This is a genomic window from Cupriavidus sp. 22TCCZM01-5 (assembly GCF_057798915.1).
This window is the reverse complement of record NZ_JBYOJR010000014.1, coordinates 66,978-86,614: the sequence shown is the minus strand read 5'-3', so window position 1 is coordinate 86,614 and position 19,637 is coordinate 66,978. Positions and strand designations below refer to the sequence as shown.

Genomic DNA, 19,637 nt, shown 5'->3' with positions numbered 1-19,637 from the left:
TTGCGCGGCGAATGGCGCGCAACTTGCGTGAACGCAGGTTTGCTCAGATGCAAGGGCGCCTTGTTCCGGAAGCGCGAGTGCTTCGCCACCCCGCCTCCCGCGACCACGGTTCCGGCTCCGATAGCCGGGCCGCGCACGCAATGCCCCGAAGCCCTGAACCACCGTCCGCGCCAGCCGCGCGGACAGTGCCGATCCATCTTGCCGGAGAATCAACATGATCCGATATCTCGTACTGGCAACCTTCACCGACCAGGGCATCCGTACCGTGAAGGACACCACCAAGCGCGCCGCCGCGGTGCGCGAAATGGGAACGCAGTTCGGCGTGCAGGTGAAGGACATCTACTGGACGCTCGGCGCCTATGACGTAGTGCTGGTAGCGGAAGCATCGGATGAGGCGGCGATGACCGCCTTCGGCATGACGATCGGCGCGCAGGGCAATGTGCGCACGCAAACGCTGCGCGCATTCAATGCCGACGAGATGCAGGGCATTCTCGGCAAGGTTCGCTGATACGCGGATGCAGGCATCAAACGGAAAGCGCCTGCCGGCACTTGCGTGCGGCAGGCGCTTTCTGCTGGCGGAAGCTTGTGTGCCGGCCGGACTCAGAATCCTTCCAGCACAAGCTTGCCGATGGTCTGCCCGCCTTCAAGCATGGCGTGGGCGCGGCGCAGGTTGGCCGCGTTGATCGTACCGAGGTTCTCCCCGACCGTGGTCTGGAGCCGCCCGGCATCCACCAGCCGCGCCACCTCATTGAGCAGCCGGTGCTGCGCGATCATGTCGGGCGTGCCGAACATGGCGCGCGTGAACATGAACTCCCAGATCAGCGCCGCGCTCTTGCTCTTGAGCCGTTCGACCGGCAGCGGCGCCGCGTTCTCTACGATCGTGCAGATCTTGCCTTGCGGCGCGATCAGGTCCGCCATGGCCGGGAAGTGGCCGTCGGTATCGTTGAAGCACAGGATGTAGTCCACCTGCGCAAACCCCAGCGCCTTCAGTTGCGCCGCCATGTCGCCGCGATGATCCACGGTATGGTCGGCGCCCAGTCGCCGGCACCATGCCTGCGAGGCTGGCCGCGCCGCCGTGGCGATCACCGTCAGGCCCGCCAGTGTCTTGGCCAGCTGGATGCCGATGGAGCCCACGCCACCCGCGCCGCCGATGATCAGCACGGACTTGCCCGCGTCATCTCCCTTGGGCGACACGCCGAGCCGGTCGAACAGCGCTTCCCACGCCGTGATGGCCGTCAGCGGCAAGGCTGCGGCCTGCGCGAAATCCAGCGAAGCCGGCTTGTGGCCGGCAATGCGCTCGTCCACGAGGTGGTATTCCGCGTTGGCGCCGGGGCGCGTGATACTGCCCGCGTAGTAGACCGGGTCGCCCACCTTGAACAGGGTGACATCCGGCCCCACGGCGACGACCGTCCCTGCCGCGTCCCAGCCCAGTACGCGCGGATTCGCTTCCACCTGCGGCTTGGGCGCGCGCACCTTGGTGTCGACCGGATTGACGGCAATAGCCTCGACCTTAACCAGCAGGTCATGGCCCGCCGCGGCGGGGATTTCGATCTCGATGTCGACCAGCGAGGCAGGATCGGAGATGGGCAGGTAGCGGGTCAGGCCGATGGCTTTCATGGTCACAGTCCGGAGAGCGAAGGGAGAATGGACTGTAGCTTAGCCGCCATTGACCTGCTTGATTAGCAGCATGATCCGGCAATCACTTTCCCGGATATCAGGAAAATCCCGCGCAAAACGCTAATGGGATTGCCGCGCCTTCGACCGGACAGGCTCGTCGTCGTAGAAGCCAGGTGGGTAGATCGGATAGCGCAGGGCCGCATACACGACCACGGCCGCGCCGATCGCGGTCATCCAGTCGAGCAGATCCGCCATGGAGACTCCTTGCAACGGCCGGACGGCCAATCCGCCGGCCCTGCCTGAAGTCTATGAACGATCGGCGCCCGGCCCAACGACCGATTTCGACTTTGCATCCTCGGGCGTCACGCGCTGCGCCAGCAGCTTCTGGATGGCCGCCTCGGTTTCGGCATAGTTCCCTTCGCCGTAGTGGTGGTAGACGATGCGGCCTTGTGCATCGATCAGGTAGGTGGCCGGCCAATACTGGTTGCGGAATGCCGACCACGTGGCATACGCGTTGTCCTGCGCGACCGGATAGCGGATGCCAAAGCGCTTGATGGCCTCCTGCACATTGGCGGTCGATTTCTCGAACGCGAACTCCGGCGTGTGCACGCCGACCACGACCAGTCCCTGGTCCTTGTACTTCTCGTGCCACTGCTTCACGTAGGGGAGCGTATGGATGCAGTTGATGCACGAGTAGGTCCAGAAGTCGACCAGCACGACCTTGCCGCGCAGTTCGCGCATCGAAAGCGGGGGCGAATTGAGCCAGTGGTCGATGCCGGTGAACTCAGGTGCCTTGCCCTGGTCGGCCACTGCCGGGCCGGCAGAGGCACTGAACCCGGCGCTGAAGGCATAGATGGCGATAAGGATAGCCGCCGCCACGGCGGCGCGAATGAAGGTGCGCATGATAGGGGCTGGTCGTTGGGCAATGGATGTGGCAGACGCGTCCATCGCGCTGCCACAGCTGCATTTAAGTCGACTCGTGTATCGCGGCCTTATTGCATTGGGGGCCGGTGCGCGTGCTTACGTATCTTCGCGCGGAGGTGATACAGAGATATACAAAGAGTTCATCGCCGAATCGCGGGATTGGGCTGTGGCTCTTGGCAGGCGTGGCTGTTTCGCCGGCGTAGCCGGCGAGTCACTTTTGTCTCGCGACAAAAGTAACCAAAAACGCGTTTTCGTGGTCGACGAACCGGGCCGGGGTGGTGAAGACGGTATAGGGCATAGCCAGACTGCCTGCCGCGTAGATGATCAGGATAGAGACGTCAGATGAGCGAACCCGGATTACTTGGTGGCCCCTGCTAACCATGCCATCGGTTGGACGCCTACGGCTGCGCTGCGCGCGGCTCAGCGAGAAGACCGAAACGGCGAAAGCTTTTGGAACGCTGTACCCGAGCCCTACATGGGGATCGTACAAGAACCGGCTATCGCAGGCACTGGTTCTGAATCAATGCGTAGCAGGCTCGAACGGGCAACCAAGCATCGCGAGACCAAAGCCCTTCGAACACAAGGAGCGCCTCGTTGATGGCCAGCCGCCAGGCGACGCGCTTTTCTGCTTACTCTTTTGTCGCTCGGACAAAAGAGTAAGTCGCCGGCTACGCCGGCGAAACAGCGGCGCCTGCCAAGCACGACGAGCCAGTCACCACCACAAAGCCCCCCGCCGGCTATGCCATCGCCCCCATTCAACCCAACCTCACTTCCGCCGCCAACCCACCCCCTTCACGATTACGCAACCGCAGCGTGCCACCAATTGCCACCGCAAGCTGCTGAGCAATGGCCAGGCCCAGCCCCGTACCACCAGTCTCGCGGCTGCGTGAATTCTCCAGCCGGACAAACGGTTGCAGCACGGCATCCAGCTTGTCTTCCGGAATACCCGCACCGCGGTCCAACACTTCAATGACCACGGCATCCTGCTCGCGGCGCACATTCAGTTCCGCTGCCCCGCCGAACTTGATCGCGTTATCGATCAGGTTGGTCAGGATACGGCGCAGCGCCTGCGGGCGGGTTTCAATGGCGCAGCCGACGCATTGCTGAACCGTGACCGCCTTGCCGGTGTCCTGGTAGTCATACGCCAGGCTCTCGACAAATGACCCGAGATCGATCCGCGACGCCTTCTCGCCGCCGCCATGAGCCGAACGCGCATACGCTAGCCCTTCGCGCACCAGCGTCTCGATCTCCGCCAGGTCGCTCACCATCTTGCGCTTCTCCTCGGATTCCTCGGCCATCTCGGCGCGCAGCTTCATGCGCGTGATCGGCGTCTGCAGGTCGTGGGAGATTGCCGCCAGAATCTGCACGCGTTCCTCCACGAATCTCGCGATGCGCTCGCGCATGGCATTGAACGCGCGCGCCGCGCGCGCCAGCTCGGTGGGGCCATTCTCGTCGAGTGGCGGCGTCTTCGCGTTCGGGTCGAGCGCATCGGCGGCATCCGCCAGCTGCACCAGCGGACGGATCGACAGCCGCACCGCATACCAGCAGCACAGCACCAACAGCAGCAGCTGGATCAGCAGCACATAAGGCAGCCACTGCGCGATCGGCGTCATGCGCGGATGCACGTCGATGGTCAGCGGGCTGCCGTCGCTGAGCGTCAGGTGCGCCTGCAATTGCTTGCCGTCGCCTGGAATCGACTCCACCCGGACCGCAAAGCGGCCTCCACTCGCCTCCATGATGCGGTCGGCAATGTCCTGGCCGCGCTGGGACATCTCCGGCACGCCAGGCAGGCCGGTCCCCAGGATGTATTGATAATTGCCGCGATTCAGGCGTGGCAGCCATTGCGGCCGCTCGCCGGCCGGCAGCCGGTCCAGGATGGCAATGGAGGTGGAAACGTCGGTTTCCAGCGTGCCCAGCATCACCTGGCGCGCGGAGATGTAGCGCTCCGAGAACAGCACGCCGAACGACAGGCCGTGGGCAACCAACAGCCCGGCGAGCAGGATCAGGAACAGCCGCGCCCCCATCGTGCGGGGCCAGGTCCAGCGGCGCGCGGTCAAGTTCACTGGCGTGCCTCCCGGATCTCGACGGGCATGGAAAACACATAGCCCTCGTTGCGCACGGTCTTGATGTGTTTGGGTTCTCGCGCATCGTCATTGAGGCGCTGGCGCAAGCGGCTGACCAGCAGGTCAATCGAGCGCTCGAACATCTCGGCCTCGCGGCCCTGCGTCAGGTTGAGCAGCTGGTCGCGGTTCAGCACGCGCTGGGGATGGTCCACGAATACGCGCAGCAAGCGGTACTCCGCGCCGCTCAGCGCGACGATGGTGCCGTCCCGGTCGATCAGGTGCCGCGCCGTGGTATCGAGCTGCCAGTCGCCGAACGCGAGCACCTGCGCGGCCTCGGTGATCTGCAGGTTGGGCGGCAGCATCCGCGTGCGGCGCAGCACGGCCTTGATGCGCGCAAGCAGCTCGCGCGCCGCGAACGGCTTGGCCAGGTAGTCGTCGGCGCCCATTTCGAGTCCGATGATGCGGTCGGTCTCGTCGTCGCGGGCGGTCAGCATCAGGATCGGCGTAGCCTTGTGCTTGCCCGCCCTCAGCTCGCGGCACAGCACCAGCCCGTCGTCGCCGGGCATCATCACGTCCAGCACGATCAGGTCCACCGTATTGGCATCCAGGAACGCCCGCATATGCCGCCCGTCCGGCGCGACCGTCGTGCGCAGGCCGTTCTTGGTGAGATAGGCGGAGACCAGTTCGCGGATCTCACGGTCGTCATCGACGATCAGGATGTGGTCGACGTGTGCGTCCATCGTTGTTGCCTCGGCAAATAGTGGAAGTGAACGGGCAGCCTGCTTTGCCAGCATTGTATGGGGGTCGGCCGCGACGCGTGTATCTCCATGTATCTGGCGGCCGCAGCCGCACAAACCGGTACAAAACCGGCCGATGGCGACACATGGCGGCGATGCCGGCGGTGTCTGATCGGGGCAAGCCAATCCTGAGCGAAAGGACACCGATCATGACCCTGCTGATCCTTGCCTACCTGGGCGGAGTACTGACCATCCTGAGCCCCTGCATCCTGCCGGTCCTGCCCTTTGTCCTCAGCCGGGCCGGGCAGCCGTTCCTGCGCGGCCGGCTGCCGATGCTGGCCGGCATGGCGCTGACGTTCGCCGCGGTGGCCACGCTGGCATCGGCCGGCGGCGCGTGGGCCGTGCGCGCCAATGCCTATGGCCGGATCGGAGCCCTGGCGCTGCTGGCCGTGTTCGGGCTGTCGCTGCTGCTGCCGCGCGTCGCGGACACGCTCGCGCGCCCGGCCGTGGCGCTGGGCAACCGGCTGGCGGGCGCAGATGCGTCCGGCGGAGCGCCCGGTTCACCGTGGGGTTCGCTGCTGCTCGGCATCGCCACCGGCCTGCTGTGGGCGCCTTGCGCCGGGCCGATCCTTGGCCTGGTCCTGACCGGCGCCGCGCTGAACGGCGCCAGTGTCTCGACATCGCTGTCGCTCGCGGCCTATGCCGCCGGCGCGGCGACCTCGCTCGCCGCGGCGCTGGGCCTCGGCGGCCGCGTCTTCGCGGCCATGAAGCGGTCCATGGGCGCGAGCCAGTGGCTGCGCCGTGGCCTGGGTGCGGGCGTGCTGGGCGGCGTCCTGGCGATCGGGCTCGGCGCCGATACCGGCCTGCTCGCCCGGCTGTCCGCCAGCGGCCCGGTGCGGCTTGAGCAGGCGCTGGTCGAGGCGCTGCGCAACGATCGCCCCGCCCCGCAGACGGCCAATGAAAGCGCCGATGCAAGCCACGGCAATGGGCTGCTGCTGGCCGCCAATGACATGCGCGCGGGCTTCCCGGGCTCCCTGCGCGTGGAAGGCCAGTTGCCGCCACTGGACGGCGCCGCCCAGTGGATCAACTCCCCGCCGCTGTCGCGCGAATCCTTGCAGGGGAAGGTCACGCTGGTCTACTTCTGGACCTATTCCTGCATCAACTGCATCCGTACCCTGCCCTACCTGCGCGCGTGGGCGGACAAGTACAAGGACCAGGGCCTGACGGTGGTCGGCGTGCACACGCCCGAATTCGCGTTCGAGAAGTCGCCGGACAACGTGCGCCGCGCGGTCGCGGATTTCCGCATCGGCTTTCCCGTGGCCGTGGACAGCGACTACCGGATCTGGCGCGCGTTCCATAACAGCTACTGGCCGGCCGCCTATTTTGTCGATGCACGCGGCAATATCCGCCACCACCAGTTCGGCGAGGGCGACTACGCGTACTCGGAACGGGTCATCCAGACCCTGCTGGCGGAGACCGGCAACCGCGCCATTGCCGGCGATGTCGTCGCGCCCGATGCCGGCGGCGCACAAGCGGCGCCGGACCTGCGCAATGTCCGCTCCGAAGAAACCTATATCGGCTACAGCCAGGCGGTGAATTTCGCCTCGCCGGGCGATATGCGGCCCGACGCGTCGCGGCAATACACCGTCGGCAAGCTGCTCCTGAACGAGTGGGGCCTGTCCGGCCAATGGACCATCGGCGCCGAGCACGCCACGCTCGACCGCGCCGGCGGCGCCATCCGCTACCGCTTCCACGCGCGCGACCTGCACCTGGTGCTGGGGCCGGCGGCCAACGGCCAGGCGGTCCGCTTCGTCGTGACGATCGACGGCAAGCCGCCCGGCGCGAGCCACGGCGCGGACACCGACGCGGGCGGCAACGGCGCCGTCACGCAAACGCGGCTCTACCAGCTGGCGCGGCAGGCCGGCGAGGTGGGCGAGCATACGTTCGAGATCCGCTTCCTGGACCCCGGCGCACAGGCTTATGCCTTCACCTTCGGCTAGCCGCCGGTCCCCTGCGCCCAGCTGAACGGCGCCGGATTTCGGGCGCCGCGCGAGGGCAAAGCCTGCCCGATCCTTGCCAGCAAAGTGCCGCTTTGAGGCCGGCCTGCCCGGTTTGGCCACAAATGCGGCGAAATCGCCCGCGCGTCCGTGTAAACTGCTGGATTTTTCGCTCTGGCGATATGCTCCAAGCACCACGGCGCGCAGGGTTCAGCGGCCCGACGCTGATCCGCCTGCTGGTTCGCCTGACAGGCAACGACGCCCCCGAATCCGGCCAGTCGCTCTCGGCCCAGCTCAGCCAATGGCTCGGCTGGACGGACGCGATCGCCCTGTCCGCGGCGCTGAACGGCAATCCGCCGGCCTCGGCGGGGTCGCGCGCGGCCGGCGCCGAGGACGCCGACTGCGCCCGCGTGCGGACCGCACTGGCGGCGGCCATCGCCGATGACAAGGCGGCCGGCGGCCGGCAGCGCGGGCGGCCGCGTCCATCCGTCCCGGATCCCATGGACGCCGTCGTGGACTATGCGGCGTTTCGCCAGCGGTACGTCACCTTGCAGCAGACCATGGAAACGGAGATCGCCAGCCTGCGCGCCCGCCTGCGGACGGCGCTCGCGGCGCGGGCCTCCGGCATGGCGCGGCTGGCGATGGTGGATGCCGTGATGGAACGCGTGCTCGTCGCGCGCGAACAGGCACTGCTGGCCACCATCCCGGGGATGCTCGAAGCGCACTTCACGCGCCTGCGCCAGGCCGAGGAAGCCGCGCTGGCGGGCGTGCCGGCGCAAGTGACGTCCGGCGCATGGCTCACGGTATTCCAGAACGATATGCAGAACGTGCTGCGCGCCGAACTCGACATCCGATTCCAGCCCGTCGAGGCACTGCTCGCCGCGTTGCGTGACAGCTAACCCAACCACTATGACCAGAACCCTCATCCAAATCGTCGTTTTCCTGGCAGGCCTGGCCGTCGTGGGCTGGATCGGCGCCGGCTACGCGGGCACCAATGCGCTGGCCCTGGCGGTCACGCTGCTGATCGGCGGCTTCTACCTGGCCGGTGCGTTCGAACTCAAGCGCTACCACCAGGCCACGGGCACGCTGGCGCAGGCCATTGCGGGGCTGTCCGGCGCCCCCGCCAGCCTTGGCGCGTGGATCGAGCCGTTGCCTCCGAGCCTGCGCAATGCCGTGCGCCTGCGCATCGAAGGCGAGCGCGCCGCCCTGCCCGGTCCGGCCCTGACGCCATACCTGGTCGGCCTGCTGGTCCTGCTGGGCATGTTCGGCACGTTCCTGGGCATGGTGGCAACGCTGCGCGGCACCGGCATCGCGCTGGAAGGCGCTGCGGACCTCGATGCCATCCGCGCCTCGCTGGCCGCCCCGGTCAAGGGCCTGGGCTTCGCGTTCGGCACGTCGGTCGCCGGCGTTGCCACCTCGGCGATGCTGGGCCTGCTTGCCACGCTGTGCCGGCGCGAGCGCATCGAGGCCGCGCAGGCGCTCGACGCCCGCATCGCCACCACGCTGCGCCCGTACTCGCGCACGCACCAGCGCGAAGAGGCGTTCCGGCTGCTGCAGCGGCAGGCGGACGTCATGCCCGCGCTGGTCGACCGGCTGCAGGCCATGATGACCACCATGGAGCAGCAGCACCAGGCCATGTCGGACCGGCTGGCCGCCAGCCAGGCGGCGTTCCATGAGCGCACCGACGCGGCGTATGGGCGGCTCGCCGATTCCGTGCAGCAGTCGCTGACGCAGAGCATCGCCGACAGCGCGCGCACCGCCAGCGCAGCCATCCAGCCGGCCGTCGAGTTCACCATGGCAGGCATCGCCCGCGAAACGGCGGCCCTGCACACAACGGTCACCGACGCCGTGAAGCAGCAGCTCGACGGCCTGTCGGCCCGTTTCGAGGGCACCACGGCCACCGTCGCGGACCTGTGGCAGCAGGCGCTGGCCGGGCATCAGCGCACGAGCGAAGCCCAGGCCAGCGACCTGCGCGCCACGCTCGACGGCTTTGCCCGGACCTTCGATCAACGCTCGGCCGGCCTGCTGGAAAGCGTGGCCGCCCGGCTGGACGCCACGACGGCCAGCGCCGCCGGGACCTGGAACGACGCGCTGGCGCAGCAAGCGCGCATCAGCGAGAAGATGGCCGGCGACAACCAGCAGGCCATGGCAAGCGCGGCGGCGGCGTTCGAGCAACACGCGGCGTCGATGGTGCAGGCCGTGGCCAGCACGCATGCCGGGCTGAAGCAGGAACTGTCCGCGCAGGACTCGCAGCGGTTGCAGGCCTGGGCGGAAACGCTCGGCGCCATCACCACCACCCTGCGCAGCGAATTGGAACAGGCGAGCGCGCACACGGCGAACCGCCACCAGGAAATCGCCGAAGCCCTGGCGCAGACCACGCGCGAAATGTCGGCCGAAGTGCGCGCACATGCCAGCAGCACCGTCGGCGAGATCGAACGCCTCGTGCAGGCGGCCGAGCAGGCCCCGAAGGCTGCCGTCGCGCTGCAGGAAGAACTGGCCGCGCGCGATCAGCAGCGCCTGGCCGCATGGACCGAGGCACTGGCCGGCATGGCCGCGACGCTGCGCGCGCAGATGGAGCAGGCCAGCGCCAACGCGGCCGGCCATCAGCAGCAGATCACTGAAACGCTGGCACAGACCGCGCGCGAGATGTCCGCTGAAGCGCGCACCCACGCCACCAGTACCATCGCCGAGATCGACCGCCTCGTGCAGGCCGCCGAACTGGCTCCAAAGGCTGCCGTCGCACTGCAGGAAGAACTGGCCGCGCGCGACCAGCAGCGCCTGGCCGCTTGGACCGCGGCACTGGCCGGCATGGCCGCAACGCTGAGCACGCAGATGGAACAGGCCAGCGCCAACGCCGCCGGCCATCAGCAGCAGATCACCGAAGCGCTGGCACAGACCGCGCGCGAAATGTCCGCTGAAGCGCGTACGCACGCCAGCAGCACCATCGCGGAAATCGACCGCCTGGTGCAGGCTGCCGAGCTGGCCCCGAAGGCCGCCGTCGCGCTGCAGGAAGAACTGGCCGCCCGCGACCAGCAGCGCCTGGCCGCATGGACGGAGGCACTGGCGGGCATGGCCGCGACGCTGCGCACGCAAATCGACCAGGAAAGCGCACAATCGGCCAGCCGCCAGCAGGCCATCACCGACGCACTGGAGCAGACCGCACGCGATATCTCGACCGAAGCGCGCGCACACGCCAGCACCACCATCGCGGAAATCGATCGCCTCGTACAGGCGGCCGAACAGGCGCCCAAGGCCGCCGTGGCGCTGCAGGCCGAAATGGCCGCGCGCGAGGAACAGCGCATGACGGCCTGGGCCGGGACGCTCGGCGCCATAGCCGCGTCGCTGCGACAGGAATGGGAGCAGGCCACCGCGCATACGACCAGCCGTCAGCAGGAAATCTGCGCCACGCTGGCCCAGACCACGCGCGACATCTCGGCCCAGACACAAGCACAAGCCAGCCACACTATCGCCGAAGTCTCCCGCCTGGTGCAGGCCGCCACCGAAGCGCCCAAGGCCGCCGCCGAGGTCATCGCCGAACTGCGCCAGAAGCTCACCGACAGCATGGCGCGCGACAACGCGATGCTCGAAGAGCGCGGCCGCCTGCTGGAAACGCTGGGCACGCTGCTTGATGCGGTCAACCATGCCTCCACCGAGCAGCGCGTGGCCGTCGACAGCCTCGTCGCCACCACGGCCGACCTGCTTGACCGCGTCGGCACGCGCTTCCATGAACAGGTCGAATCCGAGACCGGCAAGCTAGCGAGCGTGGCCGCGCAGGTCACGGGCAGCGCCGTCGAAGTGGCCAGCCTGGGCGAGGCGCTTGGCGTTGCCGTGCAGATGTTCAGCGAGTCCAACGACAAGCTCATGGCCCACCTGGAACGCATCGAGACCGCGCTCGACAAGTCGATGACGCGCAGCGACGAGCAGCTTGCCTACTACGTGGCGCAGGCGCGCGAGGTCGTCGACCTCAGCATGCGCTCGCAGAAGCAGGTGCTCGACGACCTGCAGCAGCTTGCCGGACAGCAGGCATCCAACTCAGAGGCCGCATGAGAGACGACGACATCGACGCAGGCGTCGAGCCGTCGGTGCCGGCCTGGGCCGTCTTCGGCGACCTGATGTCCGTGGTGCTGGGGGCTTTCGTGCTGATCCTGCTGGGCGTCATCGGCGCCCAGATGGAACTCACGTCCAGGCTGGAGAAGGAAGCCAGGCAGCGCCAGGAGGAAATGCAGCGCCGCGAGAGCCTGGAAAAGGCGCTGGCGGCGCCGCTGGCCGCCGGCCGCGTGACGCTCGTGAACGGCCGCATCGGCATCAATGGCAGCGTGCTGTTCGCGCTTAACTCGGACCAGCTCCAGCCCCAGGGGCGCGAGGTGCTGAAAAGCCTGGCCGGTCCGCTGTCGGCCTACCTGCGCGCGCGCGACGAGATCCTCATGGTGAGCGGCTTTACCGACGACCAGCAGGTGCGCGAAGGCAACCGCCGCTTCGCCGACAACTGGGAACTATCCGCCCAGCGCGCGCTGACGGTGACCCGTGCGCTGATCGATGCGGGGATCCCGGCCGCGTCCGTATTCTCGGCCGCGTTCGGTGCCGAGCAGCCGGTCACATCGAACACCGACGAAGCCGGGCGGGCCCGCAACCGGCGCGTGGAGATCGCCCCGGTGCCGCGCGTGTCCACGGGGACGGTGAAACCCCGTGGCTAGCGACGCCGTGCACGACACGCTGGCCGCCTGGCGCGAGAGCGGCGCCGACCGCATCGACCCGGTCCGGTTTCGCCTGATCGAAGCGATGGCCCGGCGCGCGGCGGGCCACGGGGGCGATGCGCGCCGCCTGCTCGACGACAGGCTGTCGGCGCTGCTCAGCGCCTACGGCGATGCCGTGGCGCGCGCCGCCGCCCCCCAGGACGCCGCCGGCACGGCGCCGCGGCCACGCCAGTCCGCGCGCGGTGCACTGGCCGAGGTGGTCGACTACATCGCGAGGCAGGCGCCGCCGCCTGATGCCGCTCCTGCCCCCGGTGCACCGGTGCCACGCGGCACGCCGCGCAGCACGCCATGCGTCGAGCCGAAGCTGATCGACTATTTTCGGGATACCTGGACGCGCGTCAGCGCCAGCCAGCAGCTGCAGCAGTCGCTCGAGCGGGTGCCCGAGCATGCGGGGCCGCTCAATTCCAGCCATCTCGTGCATCGCTCGCTGACGCTGATGCGCGAGATGTCGCCGGCGTACTTCGAGCAGTTCCTGTCCTACGTGGACGCGCTGACGTGGCTGGAACAGATGAATGGCAGCGGCACGGCGCCCGTCAAGGAAGCGCCGCGCGCCGGCGTGGTGAAGAAAGTCGTTCGCACGAGGACGCGCAAGTAGCGGCACCGGTCGTCGCCGGTGCCGGGCCGGGCCAAACACTGCGCGCCTCAATCCAGCGTAATCCCCTCGCGCTGGATCACGGTCCCCCAGCTCGCATCCTCCTTCTCGATGCGCTTCGCGAACGTGGCGGAATCGATCATCACCACGTCGCCCTGCTGCCCGAGCGCCGCCTTCGCCTTGCTGTCATCGAGCACCCCACGCGTGATCGAATCCAGCTTCTGGACGATCTGTGGCGGCGTGCCGGCCGGCGCGAGCATGCCGATCCAGAACGACACGTTGAACGGCGCGATGCCGAGTTCCTCGAGCGTTGGCACATCCGGCAACTGCGCCATGCGCTTCGGCGAGCTGACGGCGAGCGCCTTGAGCTTGCCGACCCTGATCTGCGGCAGCGCGCTCCAGGTGTCGAAGGCGGTTTCCAGTTCGCCGCTCATCACGGCCATCTCCGCCTGCGCGGCGGACTTGTACGGAATATGCGTCGTCTTGATCCTGGTCCGGTTGTTCAGCATGGCGAAGCTCAGGTGCGCGATATTGCCGGGGCCCGCCGAGCCGTAGCTGATCTTGCCGGGATTCTGCGTCGCGAACTTCACGAGGTCCGGCACCGTGCCGACGCCATTTTTCTGCGACCACTCCGGGTTCGTCACGAGTATGAATGGCGCCTCGAGCACGAGCGTGACCGGCGTGAAGTCCTTCGGCTTGTAATTGCTCTTCTTGTAGACCTGATGGTTGATGGTGATGCTGCTCGAATTGGTGACCAGCAGCGTGTAGCCATCCGGCGCCGCCCTGGCGGCCTCGGCCACGCCGATCAGTCCGTTCGCACCGGCCTTGTTGTCCACGATCACGGACTGTCCGAGCGACTTGCTCAGGTGCTCGGACAAGACGCGTGCCACCGTGTCAGTGAACGACCCCGCCGGGAACGGCACGATCATCCGGATCGGCTTGTTCGGCCAGTTTGCGCTCTGCGCGGCGGCCGGACCCGAGATGGCGCAAGCCAGCGCGACCAGCGCGGCGGCGGCGAGTCCGAACCGGCCCGCGGTCCGTTGTCGGCGCGAAGCAATGTTGCGTTCCTGCATGCTTGTCTCCTGTTCCTGCTGATAGTTCGTGAAAGCCTTGTAGACCTATGCGGCCTTGCCCGAGGACTTGGGCTGTGCCGTCTTGCCGGTGATGCCCATCCGTTCGAGTTCCGCGATCCGCGCCGCGCTGAGTCCGAGCACGCGTGCCAGCACGTCTTCGGTGTGCTCGCCGAGCGTCGGCGACGGGCTGCGGATCGGCATAGCGTCGCGGCTGGTGCGGAACCACGGTGTGCTGGCGGTGTAGGGGCCGCTGTGGTCACGGTCCAGTTCACGCCAGAAGCCACGTGCGCGCAGGTGGGCATCCTGCAGCACCTGCGACATCGGACGCACCACGCCGGCGGCAACTCCGGCCCGCTGCAGCAGGCGCATGGCATCTTCCGCATCGAGGCCGGCGCTCCACGACGCGATCGCTGCTTCGATCCTCTCCTGCTGCGCGCGGCGCCCCGTAGCGTGGGCAAGCTGCGGTTCCGCACCAAGATCTTCCCTGCCGATTGCGCGGCACAGGCCGCGCCACTCCGCGTCCGTGGCGGTCAGCACGATCCAGGCATCGTCCCCTGCGCAGCGGAAACAGCCGTGCGGGACGTTCACGGGATGGCGGTTGCCCCGGCGCGGCGCGACCGTGCCGCAAACCGATTGCTCGATGATGAACGGCGCGGCCATCGGCAGCATGGCCTCGACCTGCGACAGGTTGAGATGCCGGCCCTTGCCGGTCGCCTGCTGCACGTACAGGGCCAACAGCATCGCCGCACCGGCATTCAGTCCGCCGACCGGATCGCCATAGGCGTATGACGTCATGGCCGGCGGCCCGTCCGGATGCCCGGTATGGAGCGGCAGTCCGCTGGCCTGCTCCAGCGTGCCGCCATAGGCGCGCGTATTGCTCCACGCGTTGCCCAGCCCGAAGGCCGGCATCGACACCATGACCAGGCGCTCGTTGACGGCGCGCAGTGCCTCGTAGTCCAGGCCGAGCTTCGGCAGGACCTCGGCCGAGTAGTTCTCGATCACCGCATCGGCGCGTGCCACCACATCGAGCAGCAACTGCTTGCCTTCCGGCCGCGTCAGGTCCAGCGTGATGCCGAACTTGTTGCGGTTCATCAGGTGGAAGTTGGAGTTCTTCTCGTACAGCCGATCCCGGTAAAACTCCTCGGTGAAGTTGGCGCCGCGCCACCAGTCGGGATAGCCGGTGCTTTCGACCTTGATGATTTCCGCGCCAAAATCGGCCAGCGTCCGGGACGCGAGCGGCCCCGCCCACCCCATCGTCAGGTCGACGACGCGGATGCCCTGCAGCGGAAGCTCCGGGGACGATGTTCTTGCGAGTTGCCGGTGGGGCTGGTGATCGAGCCCGGCGGCCCGATAGAAGGCATCATGGGCGCCCTTCTCCGGCGCCGGACCACCGAGCATCGGGCCCGCCGCGTCGAGGCGCAGCGGCACGACCGGGCCTTCGAACGCAACGCCGCCGGCCTCAACGGGCACGAACGCATCGCGCTGGCGATGCACGTCCTGGCGCAGCAGCTCCGCCATGGTCGGCACGATGACCGTCGGATGCTTCTTGTCTCCAAGTATCTCGAACCACTCTTTCGCCGTGCGCGTCCGGAATGCGGGGATCAGCAGCGCGTCGATCTCGTCCGCGCGCGCCATGCGTTCCTGCCCGTTCGCGAAGCGCGGATCGCTGCCCAGCTCGGGACGCCCGATCGCGTCGCACAGGGCCTTCCACTGCGGCAGCGTGTGCGTGAAGATGCCGATCCAGCCCTGCGCGGTCTCGAAGATGCCGGCCGGATGCGTGCCGCAGAAGCGGTTGACGCCAAGGCGCCGCAGCGGGTGGCGCTTGTCGGGCACCATGCCGGCTTCCATCTCGACCACGCTGAAGACGCACTCGTGCTCGCTCAGCACATAGCGGCGGCTGCCCTGCCGGCTGCCGGTCAGGCCCGCGACCGCGGCCGAGAATGCGCTGAGCCCGACGACGATCGCCGTCTGCACGTCATGCGGCATATGGGGGGCGCCATCCGCCGGGCCACTGCCGTGAACCGCGCCCGCAAGCCCCCGGCACACCGCCTCCGCGCCGGCATACTCGCTGTAGGGACCACTCTCCCCGAACCAGGTCAGCACCACCTCGATCGGTTCGTGCGCGCCGGCCGCGCCGGACCAGACCGGCGTGGCGGCCTTGCCCGGCCCCCCGTTCAGCGCGCGGGCGTCGAGTACTACGTCGCAAGTGCGCGCGAGCTGTGCGAGCCATGCGCGGTCGTCGACATTCTCCGCATCGGCAGTGACGCTGCGCTTGTTGGTGTTCAGCCATGCGAACAGCGCGCTTTCCGGCTGCGCAGCGCCAGGCGCGCTGACCAAGGGCGGCATCTGCCGCCATGCATCGCCCGCCGGATCTTCGACCTTGATGACTTCAGCGCCGAAGTCGGAAAACAGCTTGCCCGCGTACGCCAGCGCCGGACCGGTGCCGATTTCGAGTACGCGCAGCCCACCGAGCGCGAGCTGCGCCGGGTCAGGATCCTTCGTGATCATGGATACTCCCTGCTGTGATGGACGGATTCCCTGCGCGGGCGCTTACCACGCATCGACGAACGCGCGGCGCTCGCGGCGGCTGCGCACCCCGGCCGACGCAATGCCCTGGGCGATCCATTTGCGCGTCTGGGCCGGGTCGACCACGGCGTCGATCTCCACCGCCGCGGCCGTGTTGATGGCATGGCCGCGCTCATAGGACTGCGCGACCAGTTGCTCGAACAGCGCCTTGCGTTCGGGGCCGTCCGGCACCGCTTCGAGTTCCTTCTTGAAGCCGAGCCGGACCGCGCCTTCCAGCCCCATCGGCCCGAATTCGCCGGTCGGCCACGATACGGTGAAGTTCGCCGAGCGGAAGCCTCCGCCCGCCATGGCCATCGCGCCCAGGCCATAGCCCTTGCGCAAGGTCACCGCCAGCAGCGCCACGCGCAGCTTGGCCGCGGTCAGGAACATGCGCGACACATGGCGCACCTGCGCGCGCGCTTCGCACTCGGGCCCGACCATGAACCCCGGGGTATCGATCAGCGAGACGATCGGCAGGCCGTGCGCGTCGCACAGCTGCATGAAGCGCGAGGCCTTGTCCGCGGCATCCGCGTCGATGGCGCCACCGAGGTGATAGGGGTTGTTGGCCATGATGCCCACGGGCCGGCCTTCCACGCGCGCCAGCGCCGTGTGGATGCCGGCGCCGAAGCCGCCGCGCAGCATCAGCACGCTGCCGGCATCGGCAATGCCCTCGATGGCCTTGCGCGTGTCGTATACGCGCAGGCGGTTCTCTGGCACGACATGGCGCAGGGCCAGCGCATCCGGCGCGCTCCAGTGCTCGACGCGTCCCTGGAACATCGACAGGTAGTGCTTCGCGACCTGCACGGCTTCGGCCTCGTTCTCGACCAGCACGTCGATCACGCCATTGGCAAATTGCACGGGCGCGGGTCCTACCTCTTCAGGGCGGAATATACCGAGACCGCCGCCTTCGATCATCGCCGGCCCGGCCATGCCGATGTTCGCGGACTTGTCGGCAATGATCACATCGCAGCAGCCCAAGAACGCCGCATTGCCGGCGAAGCAGCGGCCCGACACGATGCCGACCACCGGCACCTCGCCGCTCAGCTCCGCAAACGCGGCAAACGATGGCTGGTATAGCCCGGACACCGACGGGAAATCCACGTCGCCGGGCCGGCCGCCGCCGCCTTCGGCAAACAGTACCAGCGGCAGTTCATCGCGCAGCGCCACCTCGACGATGCGGTCGGTCTTGATATGGTTGCGCTTGCCCTGCGTACCCGCTAGCACCGTCGCGTCGTAGGCCATCACCGCGCTGCGTGCGCGGTCCTTGCCGACCAGGGTGCCATTGATGTCGCCAATGCCTGTGATCAGGCCGTCCGCGGGCGTATTCGCGATCAGGTCTTCTTTCGTGCGGCGGGTCGACTGCGCGGCTAGCGCCAGCGCGCCGTATTCCACGAAGGTATCGGCATCGCACAGGTCGGCAACGTTCTCGCGCGCCGTGCGCTGGCCGCGCGAGCGGCGCCGGGCGACGGCGTCGGGACGTGCGGCGTCTTCCAGGATGGCATGCCGGTCCAGCACGCGCTGCAGGTCCGCGCGAATGGCGTGCGGGTCGACCTTCTGGGCCGCCGCGACCGATACGCCATCGGCCTCGGCCTGCTCCAGCACGATCAGGATCTGGCTTTCGGACGCCAGCGCGCCCTTCTCCAGCCGCAGGTCGACCACGCGCCCGCCGCATTCAGCGGAAATCGCGTGTTCCATCTTCATCGCATCAAGTACCGCTACCGTCTGCCCCGGCCTGACGACGTCATCGAGTCCGACGGAGATCTCCACCACGCGGCCTGTCAGAGGTGCGCGGATCGCTACCAGTCCTTCTTCCATCTCCTCCTCGGGCTCGGATGAGCGCTGCGCGTGCGCCGCCGAGGGCCGCGCCGCACCGCCGAGCATCGCCTCCTGCGCTCGGCCGGCTTCCGCAATCGCGCCGGCCGACGCCGCCAGCTCGGGCAGAATCGCTTCGAAGTGCCGCGTATGGACGTCCTGCCGGAGGAAATCGTCACGCTGCACCAGCGCACGTAGCAGATCGATATTGGTCGGCACGCCGACGATCCGGAACTCCGCCAGGCTGCGTTGCATGCGCCGCACGGCGGCGTCGAATTTCGGCGTGGCGCTGGTCACGATCAGCTTGGCCAGCAGCGTGTCGAAGTTCGGCGACGGCTCGTAGCCGGTATAACCGTGCGAGTCGACGCGCACATCGGGCCCGGACGGCGGGTCGAAGCGCTCCAGGCGGCCATACGCCGGCCGCGCAAGTCCTTGCGCATCGGTGATCTCCGCGTTGACGCGAACCTGAATCGCGAATCCCTTCGGTTGCGGCGGCGCGGCGGCGTCAAGGCCAAGCTCGCCGAGCGTGCGCCCCGCCGCCAGGCCGATCTGCAGCGCGACGAGATCCACGCCGGTGACCTGCTCGGTGATGGTGTGCTCGACCTGCAGGCGCGGATTGGCCTCGATAAAGACAAAGTCCTTCTGCTCGCCCGATGCCGTTTCCTCGACCAGGAACTCGAACGTCCCCAGGCTCTGGTAGTTCACGCGGCGCGCGAGCCGCAGCGCGGCCTTGATGATCTGCTCGCGCAACTGCGGCCGCAGCACCGGGCTTGGCGCGATCTCCACGAGCTTCTGGAAGCGCCGCTGCACCGTGCAGTCACGCTCGCCAAGTGCGATGACATGGACACCGTCGCCGGCAATCTGCACTTCGATATGGCGAGCACGGCCGACGAGCCGCTCGGCATAGAGCGCGTCGACACCGAACGCGGACGCCGCTTCGGACCGGCAGCGCGCATAGGCTTCGGCCAGGTCCTCGCGCCGGCGCACCACGCGCATGCCGCGGCCACCGCCACCGCCGACGGCCTTGATGACCACGCCGGCATCGCCCTGCGCATCAAAGAAGCGAGTGATCTCTTCGAGCGACGCACCGCCGCCTGTTGCCGGCATGACCGGCACGTCGCTGTCCATCGCCAGTTCGAGCGCCCTGCCCTTGTCGCCGAACAGGGCAAGCTGCTCGATCGCCGGTCCGACAAACGTGATGCCGGCATCGAGACATGCGTGCGCGAAATCCGCGCGCTCGCTCAGGAAGCCGTAGCCCGGGTGGATCGCATCGCAACCGGAGGCCTTCGCCGCGGCGATGATCGCCGCAATATCGATGTACGCGGCCGGCCCGGAACCGTCGAGGGCAATCGCTTCGTCGGCCAGCAGGCGGTGCCGCGCGCTCGCGTCGTCCTGCGAATACACCGCCACGGTGGTGATCTCCAGGTCGCGTGCGGCACGCAGGACGCGCAGCGCGATCTCTCCCCGGTTGGCGATCAGCAGCTTCTTCAATTCAGTCTCCTC

At 68.0% G+C, this 19,637-nt stretch carries 14 protein-coding genes; 6 read left to right on the top strand and 8 right to left on the bottom strand.

Going from position 1 to position 19,637, the window contains the following annotated elements; all coding sequences use genetic code 11:
- Positions 1–214 precede the first annotated feature (214 nt).
- Positions 215–508, top strand: a complete 294-nt coding sequence (locus AC3FNH_RS15365) for a GYD domain-containing protein (protein WP_276101222.1) — start codon at positions 215–217, stop codon at positions 506–508.
- A gap of 92 nt (positions 509–600) precedes the next feature.
- Here AC3FNH_RS15365 and AC3FNH_RS15360 read toward each other — a convergent pair whose 3' ends face one another.
- The 5 genes from AC3FNH_RS15360 to AC3FNH_RS15340 form a co-directional block, all read right to left on the bottom strand.
- The gene (locus tag AC3FNH_RS15360; RefSeq protein ID WP_488720646.1) at positions 601–1,617 is read right to left on the bottom strand and encodes a zinc-binding alcohol dehydrogenase family protein; all 1,017 of its coding nucleotides are present in this window, start codon (positions 1,615–1,617) and stop codon (positions 601–603) included.
- 120 nt (positions 1,618–1,737) lie between these two features.
- Positions 1,738–1,872, bottom strand: a complete 135-nt coding sequence (locus AC3FNH_RS15355; RefSeq protein ID WP_276101220.1) for a hypothetical protein — start codon at positions 1,870–1,872, stop codon at positions 1,738–1,740.
- Between the two features lie 51 nt (positions 1,873–1,923).
- Positions 1,924–2,520: a thioredoxin family protein gene (locus tag AC3FNH_RS15350; protein ID WP_488720645.1), complete on the bottom strand. Its 597-nt coding sequence runs from the start codon at positions 2,518–2,520 to the stop codon at positions 1,924–1,926.
- Between the two features lie 776 nt (positions 2,521–3,296).
- Positions 3,297–4,565 (bottom strand): ATP-binding protein, encoded by a 1,269-nt coding sequence (locus tag AC3FNH_RS15345; protein WP_276103205.1) that lies wholly within the window; start codon positions 4,563–4,565, stop codon positions 3,297–3,299.
- Positions 4,566–4,600: 35 nt separating this feature from the next.
- Positions 4,601–5,344, bottom strand: a complete 744-nt coding sequence (locus AC3FNH_RS15340) for a response regulator (protein ID WP_488720644.1) — start codon at positions 5,342–5,344, stop codon at positions 4,601–4,603.
- A 206-nt stretch (positions 5,345–5,550) separates the two neighbouring features.
- On the opposite strand from AC3FNH_RS15340, the gene AC3FNH_RS15335 reads away from it, so the two are divergent.
- The 5 genes from AC3FNH_RS15335 to AC3FNH_RS15315 all read left to right on the top strand — a co-directional run bounded on the left by AC3FNH_RS15335 (position 5,551) and on the right by AC3FNH_RS15315 (position 12,687).
- Positions 5,551–7,341 carry a cytochrome c biogenesis protein DipZ gene (locus tag AC3FNH_RS15335; RefSeq protein WP_276101217.1) on the top strand — a complete coding sequence of 597 codons (1,791 nt, stop codon included), beginning with the start codon at positions 5,551–5,553 and terminating at the stop codon, positions 7,339–7,341.
- Between the two features lie 179 nt (positions 7,342–7,520).
- Positions 7,521–8,237, top strand: a complete 717-nt coding sequence (locus tag AC3FNH_RS15330) for a DUF3348 domain-containing protein (RefSeq protein WP_488720643.1) — start codon at positions 7,521–7,523, stop codon at positions 8,235–8,237.
- A gap of 10 nt (positions 8,238–8,247) precedes the next feature.
- Complete coding sequence (locus tag AC3FNH_RS15325) at positions 8,248–11,385, top strand: DUF802 domain-containing protein (protein WP_488720642.1); 3,138 nt, start codon at positions 8,248–8,250, stop codon at positions 11,383–11,385.
- Positions 11,382–12,032, top strand: a complete 651-nt coding sequence (locus tag AC3FNH_RS15320; RefSeq protein WP_276101214.1) for an OmpA family protein — start codon at positions 11,382–11,384, stop codon at positions 12,030–12,032. The genes AC3FNH_RS15325 and AC3FNH_RS15320 overlap by 4 nt, the downstream gene beginning before the upstream one ends.
- Positions 12,025–12,687, top strand: a complete 663-nt coding sequence (locus AC3FNH_RS15315) for a DUF2894 domain-containing protein (RefSeq protein ID WP_276101213.1) — start codon at positions 12,025–12,027, stop codon at positions 12,685–12,687. The genes AC3FNH_RS15320 and AC3FNH_RS15315 overlap by 8 nt, the downstream gene beginning before the upstream one ends.
- A gap of 47 nt (positions 12,688–12,734) precedes the next feature.
- On the opposite strand, the gene AC3FNH_RS15310 is transcribed toward AC3FNH_RS15315, so the two are convergent.
- Genes AC3FNH_RS15310 through AC3FNH_RS15300 form a run of 3 tightly spaced genes read right to left on the bottom strand, consistent with a single transcriptional unit; the run spans position 12,735 to position 19,625 of the window.
- Positions 12,735–13,757 carry a Bug family tripartite tricarboxylate transporter substrate binding protein gene (locus tag AC3FNH_RS15310; protein WP_276101212.1) on the bottom strand — a complete coding sequence of 341 codons (1,023 nt, stop codon included), beginning with the start codon at positions 13,755–13,757 and terminating at the stop codon, positions 12,735–12,737.
- Between the two features lie 45 nt (positions 13,758–13,802).
- On the bottom strand, positions 13,803–16,265 hold the full coding sequence (locus AC3FNH_RS15305; RefSeq protein ID WP_488720641.1) for a CaiB/BaiF CoA-transferase family protein: 2,463 nt from the start codon (positions 16,263–16,265) through the stop codon (positions 13,803–13,805).
- 42 nt (positions 16,266–16,307) lie between these two features.
- Positions 16,308–19,625, bottom strand: coding sequence for an acetyl-CoA carboxylase family protein (locus AC3FNH_RS15300; RefSeq protein ID WP_488720640.1), 3,318 nt, complete (start codon positions 19,623–19,625; stop codon positions 16,308–16,310).
- Positions 19,626–19,637: the final 12 nt, after the last annotated feature.

Bases quoted from the DNA above. Each gene is read 5' to 3' on its own strand.
- AC3FNH_RS15365 (WP_276101222.1), top strand. From the start codon at position 215: ATGATCCGATATCTCGTACTGGCAACCTTCACCGACCAGGGCATCCGT.
- AC3FNH_RS15360 (WP_488720646.1), bottom strand. From the start codon at position 1,617: ATGAAAGCCATCGGCCTGACCCGCTACCTGCCCATCTCCGATCCTGCC.
- AC3FNH_RS15355 (WP_276101220.1), bottom strand. From the start codon at position 1,872: ATGGCGGATCTGCTCGACTGGATGACCGCGATCGGCGCGGCCGTGGTC.
- AC3FNH_RS15350 (WP_488720645.1), bottom strand. From the start codon at position 2,520: ATGCGCACCTTCATTCGCGCCGCCGTGGCGGCGGCTATCCTTATCGCC.
- AC3FNH_RS15345 (WP_276103205.1), bottom strand. From the start codon at position 4,565: ATGGGGGCGCGGCTGTTCCTGATCCTGCTCGCCGGGCTGTTGGTTGCC.
- AC3FNH_RS15340 (WP_488720644.1), bottom strand. From the start codon at position 5,344: ATGGACGCACACGTCGACCACATCCTGATCGTCGATGACGACCGTGAG.
- AC3FNH_RS15335 (WP_276101217.1), top strand. From the start codon at position 5,551: ATGACCCTGCTGATCCTTGCCTACCTGGGCGGAGTACTGACCATCCTG.
- AC3FNH_RS15330 (WP_488720643.1), top strand. From the start codon at position 7,521: ATGCTCCAAGCACCACGGCGCGCAGGGTTCAGCGGCCCGACGCTGATC.
- AC3FNH_RS15325 (WP_488720642.1), top strand. From the start codon at position 8,248: ATGACCAGAACCCTCATCCAAATCGTCGTTTTCCTGGCAGGCCTGGCC.
- AC3FNH_RS15320 (WP_276101214.1), top strand. From the start codon at position 11,382: ATGAGAGACGACGACATCGACGCAGGCGTCGAGCCGTCGGTGCCGGCC.
- AC3FNH_RS15310 (WP_276101212.1), bottom strand. From the start codon at position 13,757: ATGCAGGAACGCAACATTGCTTCGCGCCGACAACGGACCGCGGGCCGG.
- AC3FNH_RS15305 (WP_488720641.1), bottom strand. From the start codon at position 16,265: ATGATCACGAAGGATCCTGACCCGGCGCAGCTCGCGCTCGGTGGGCTG.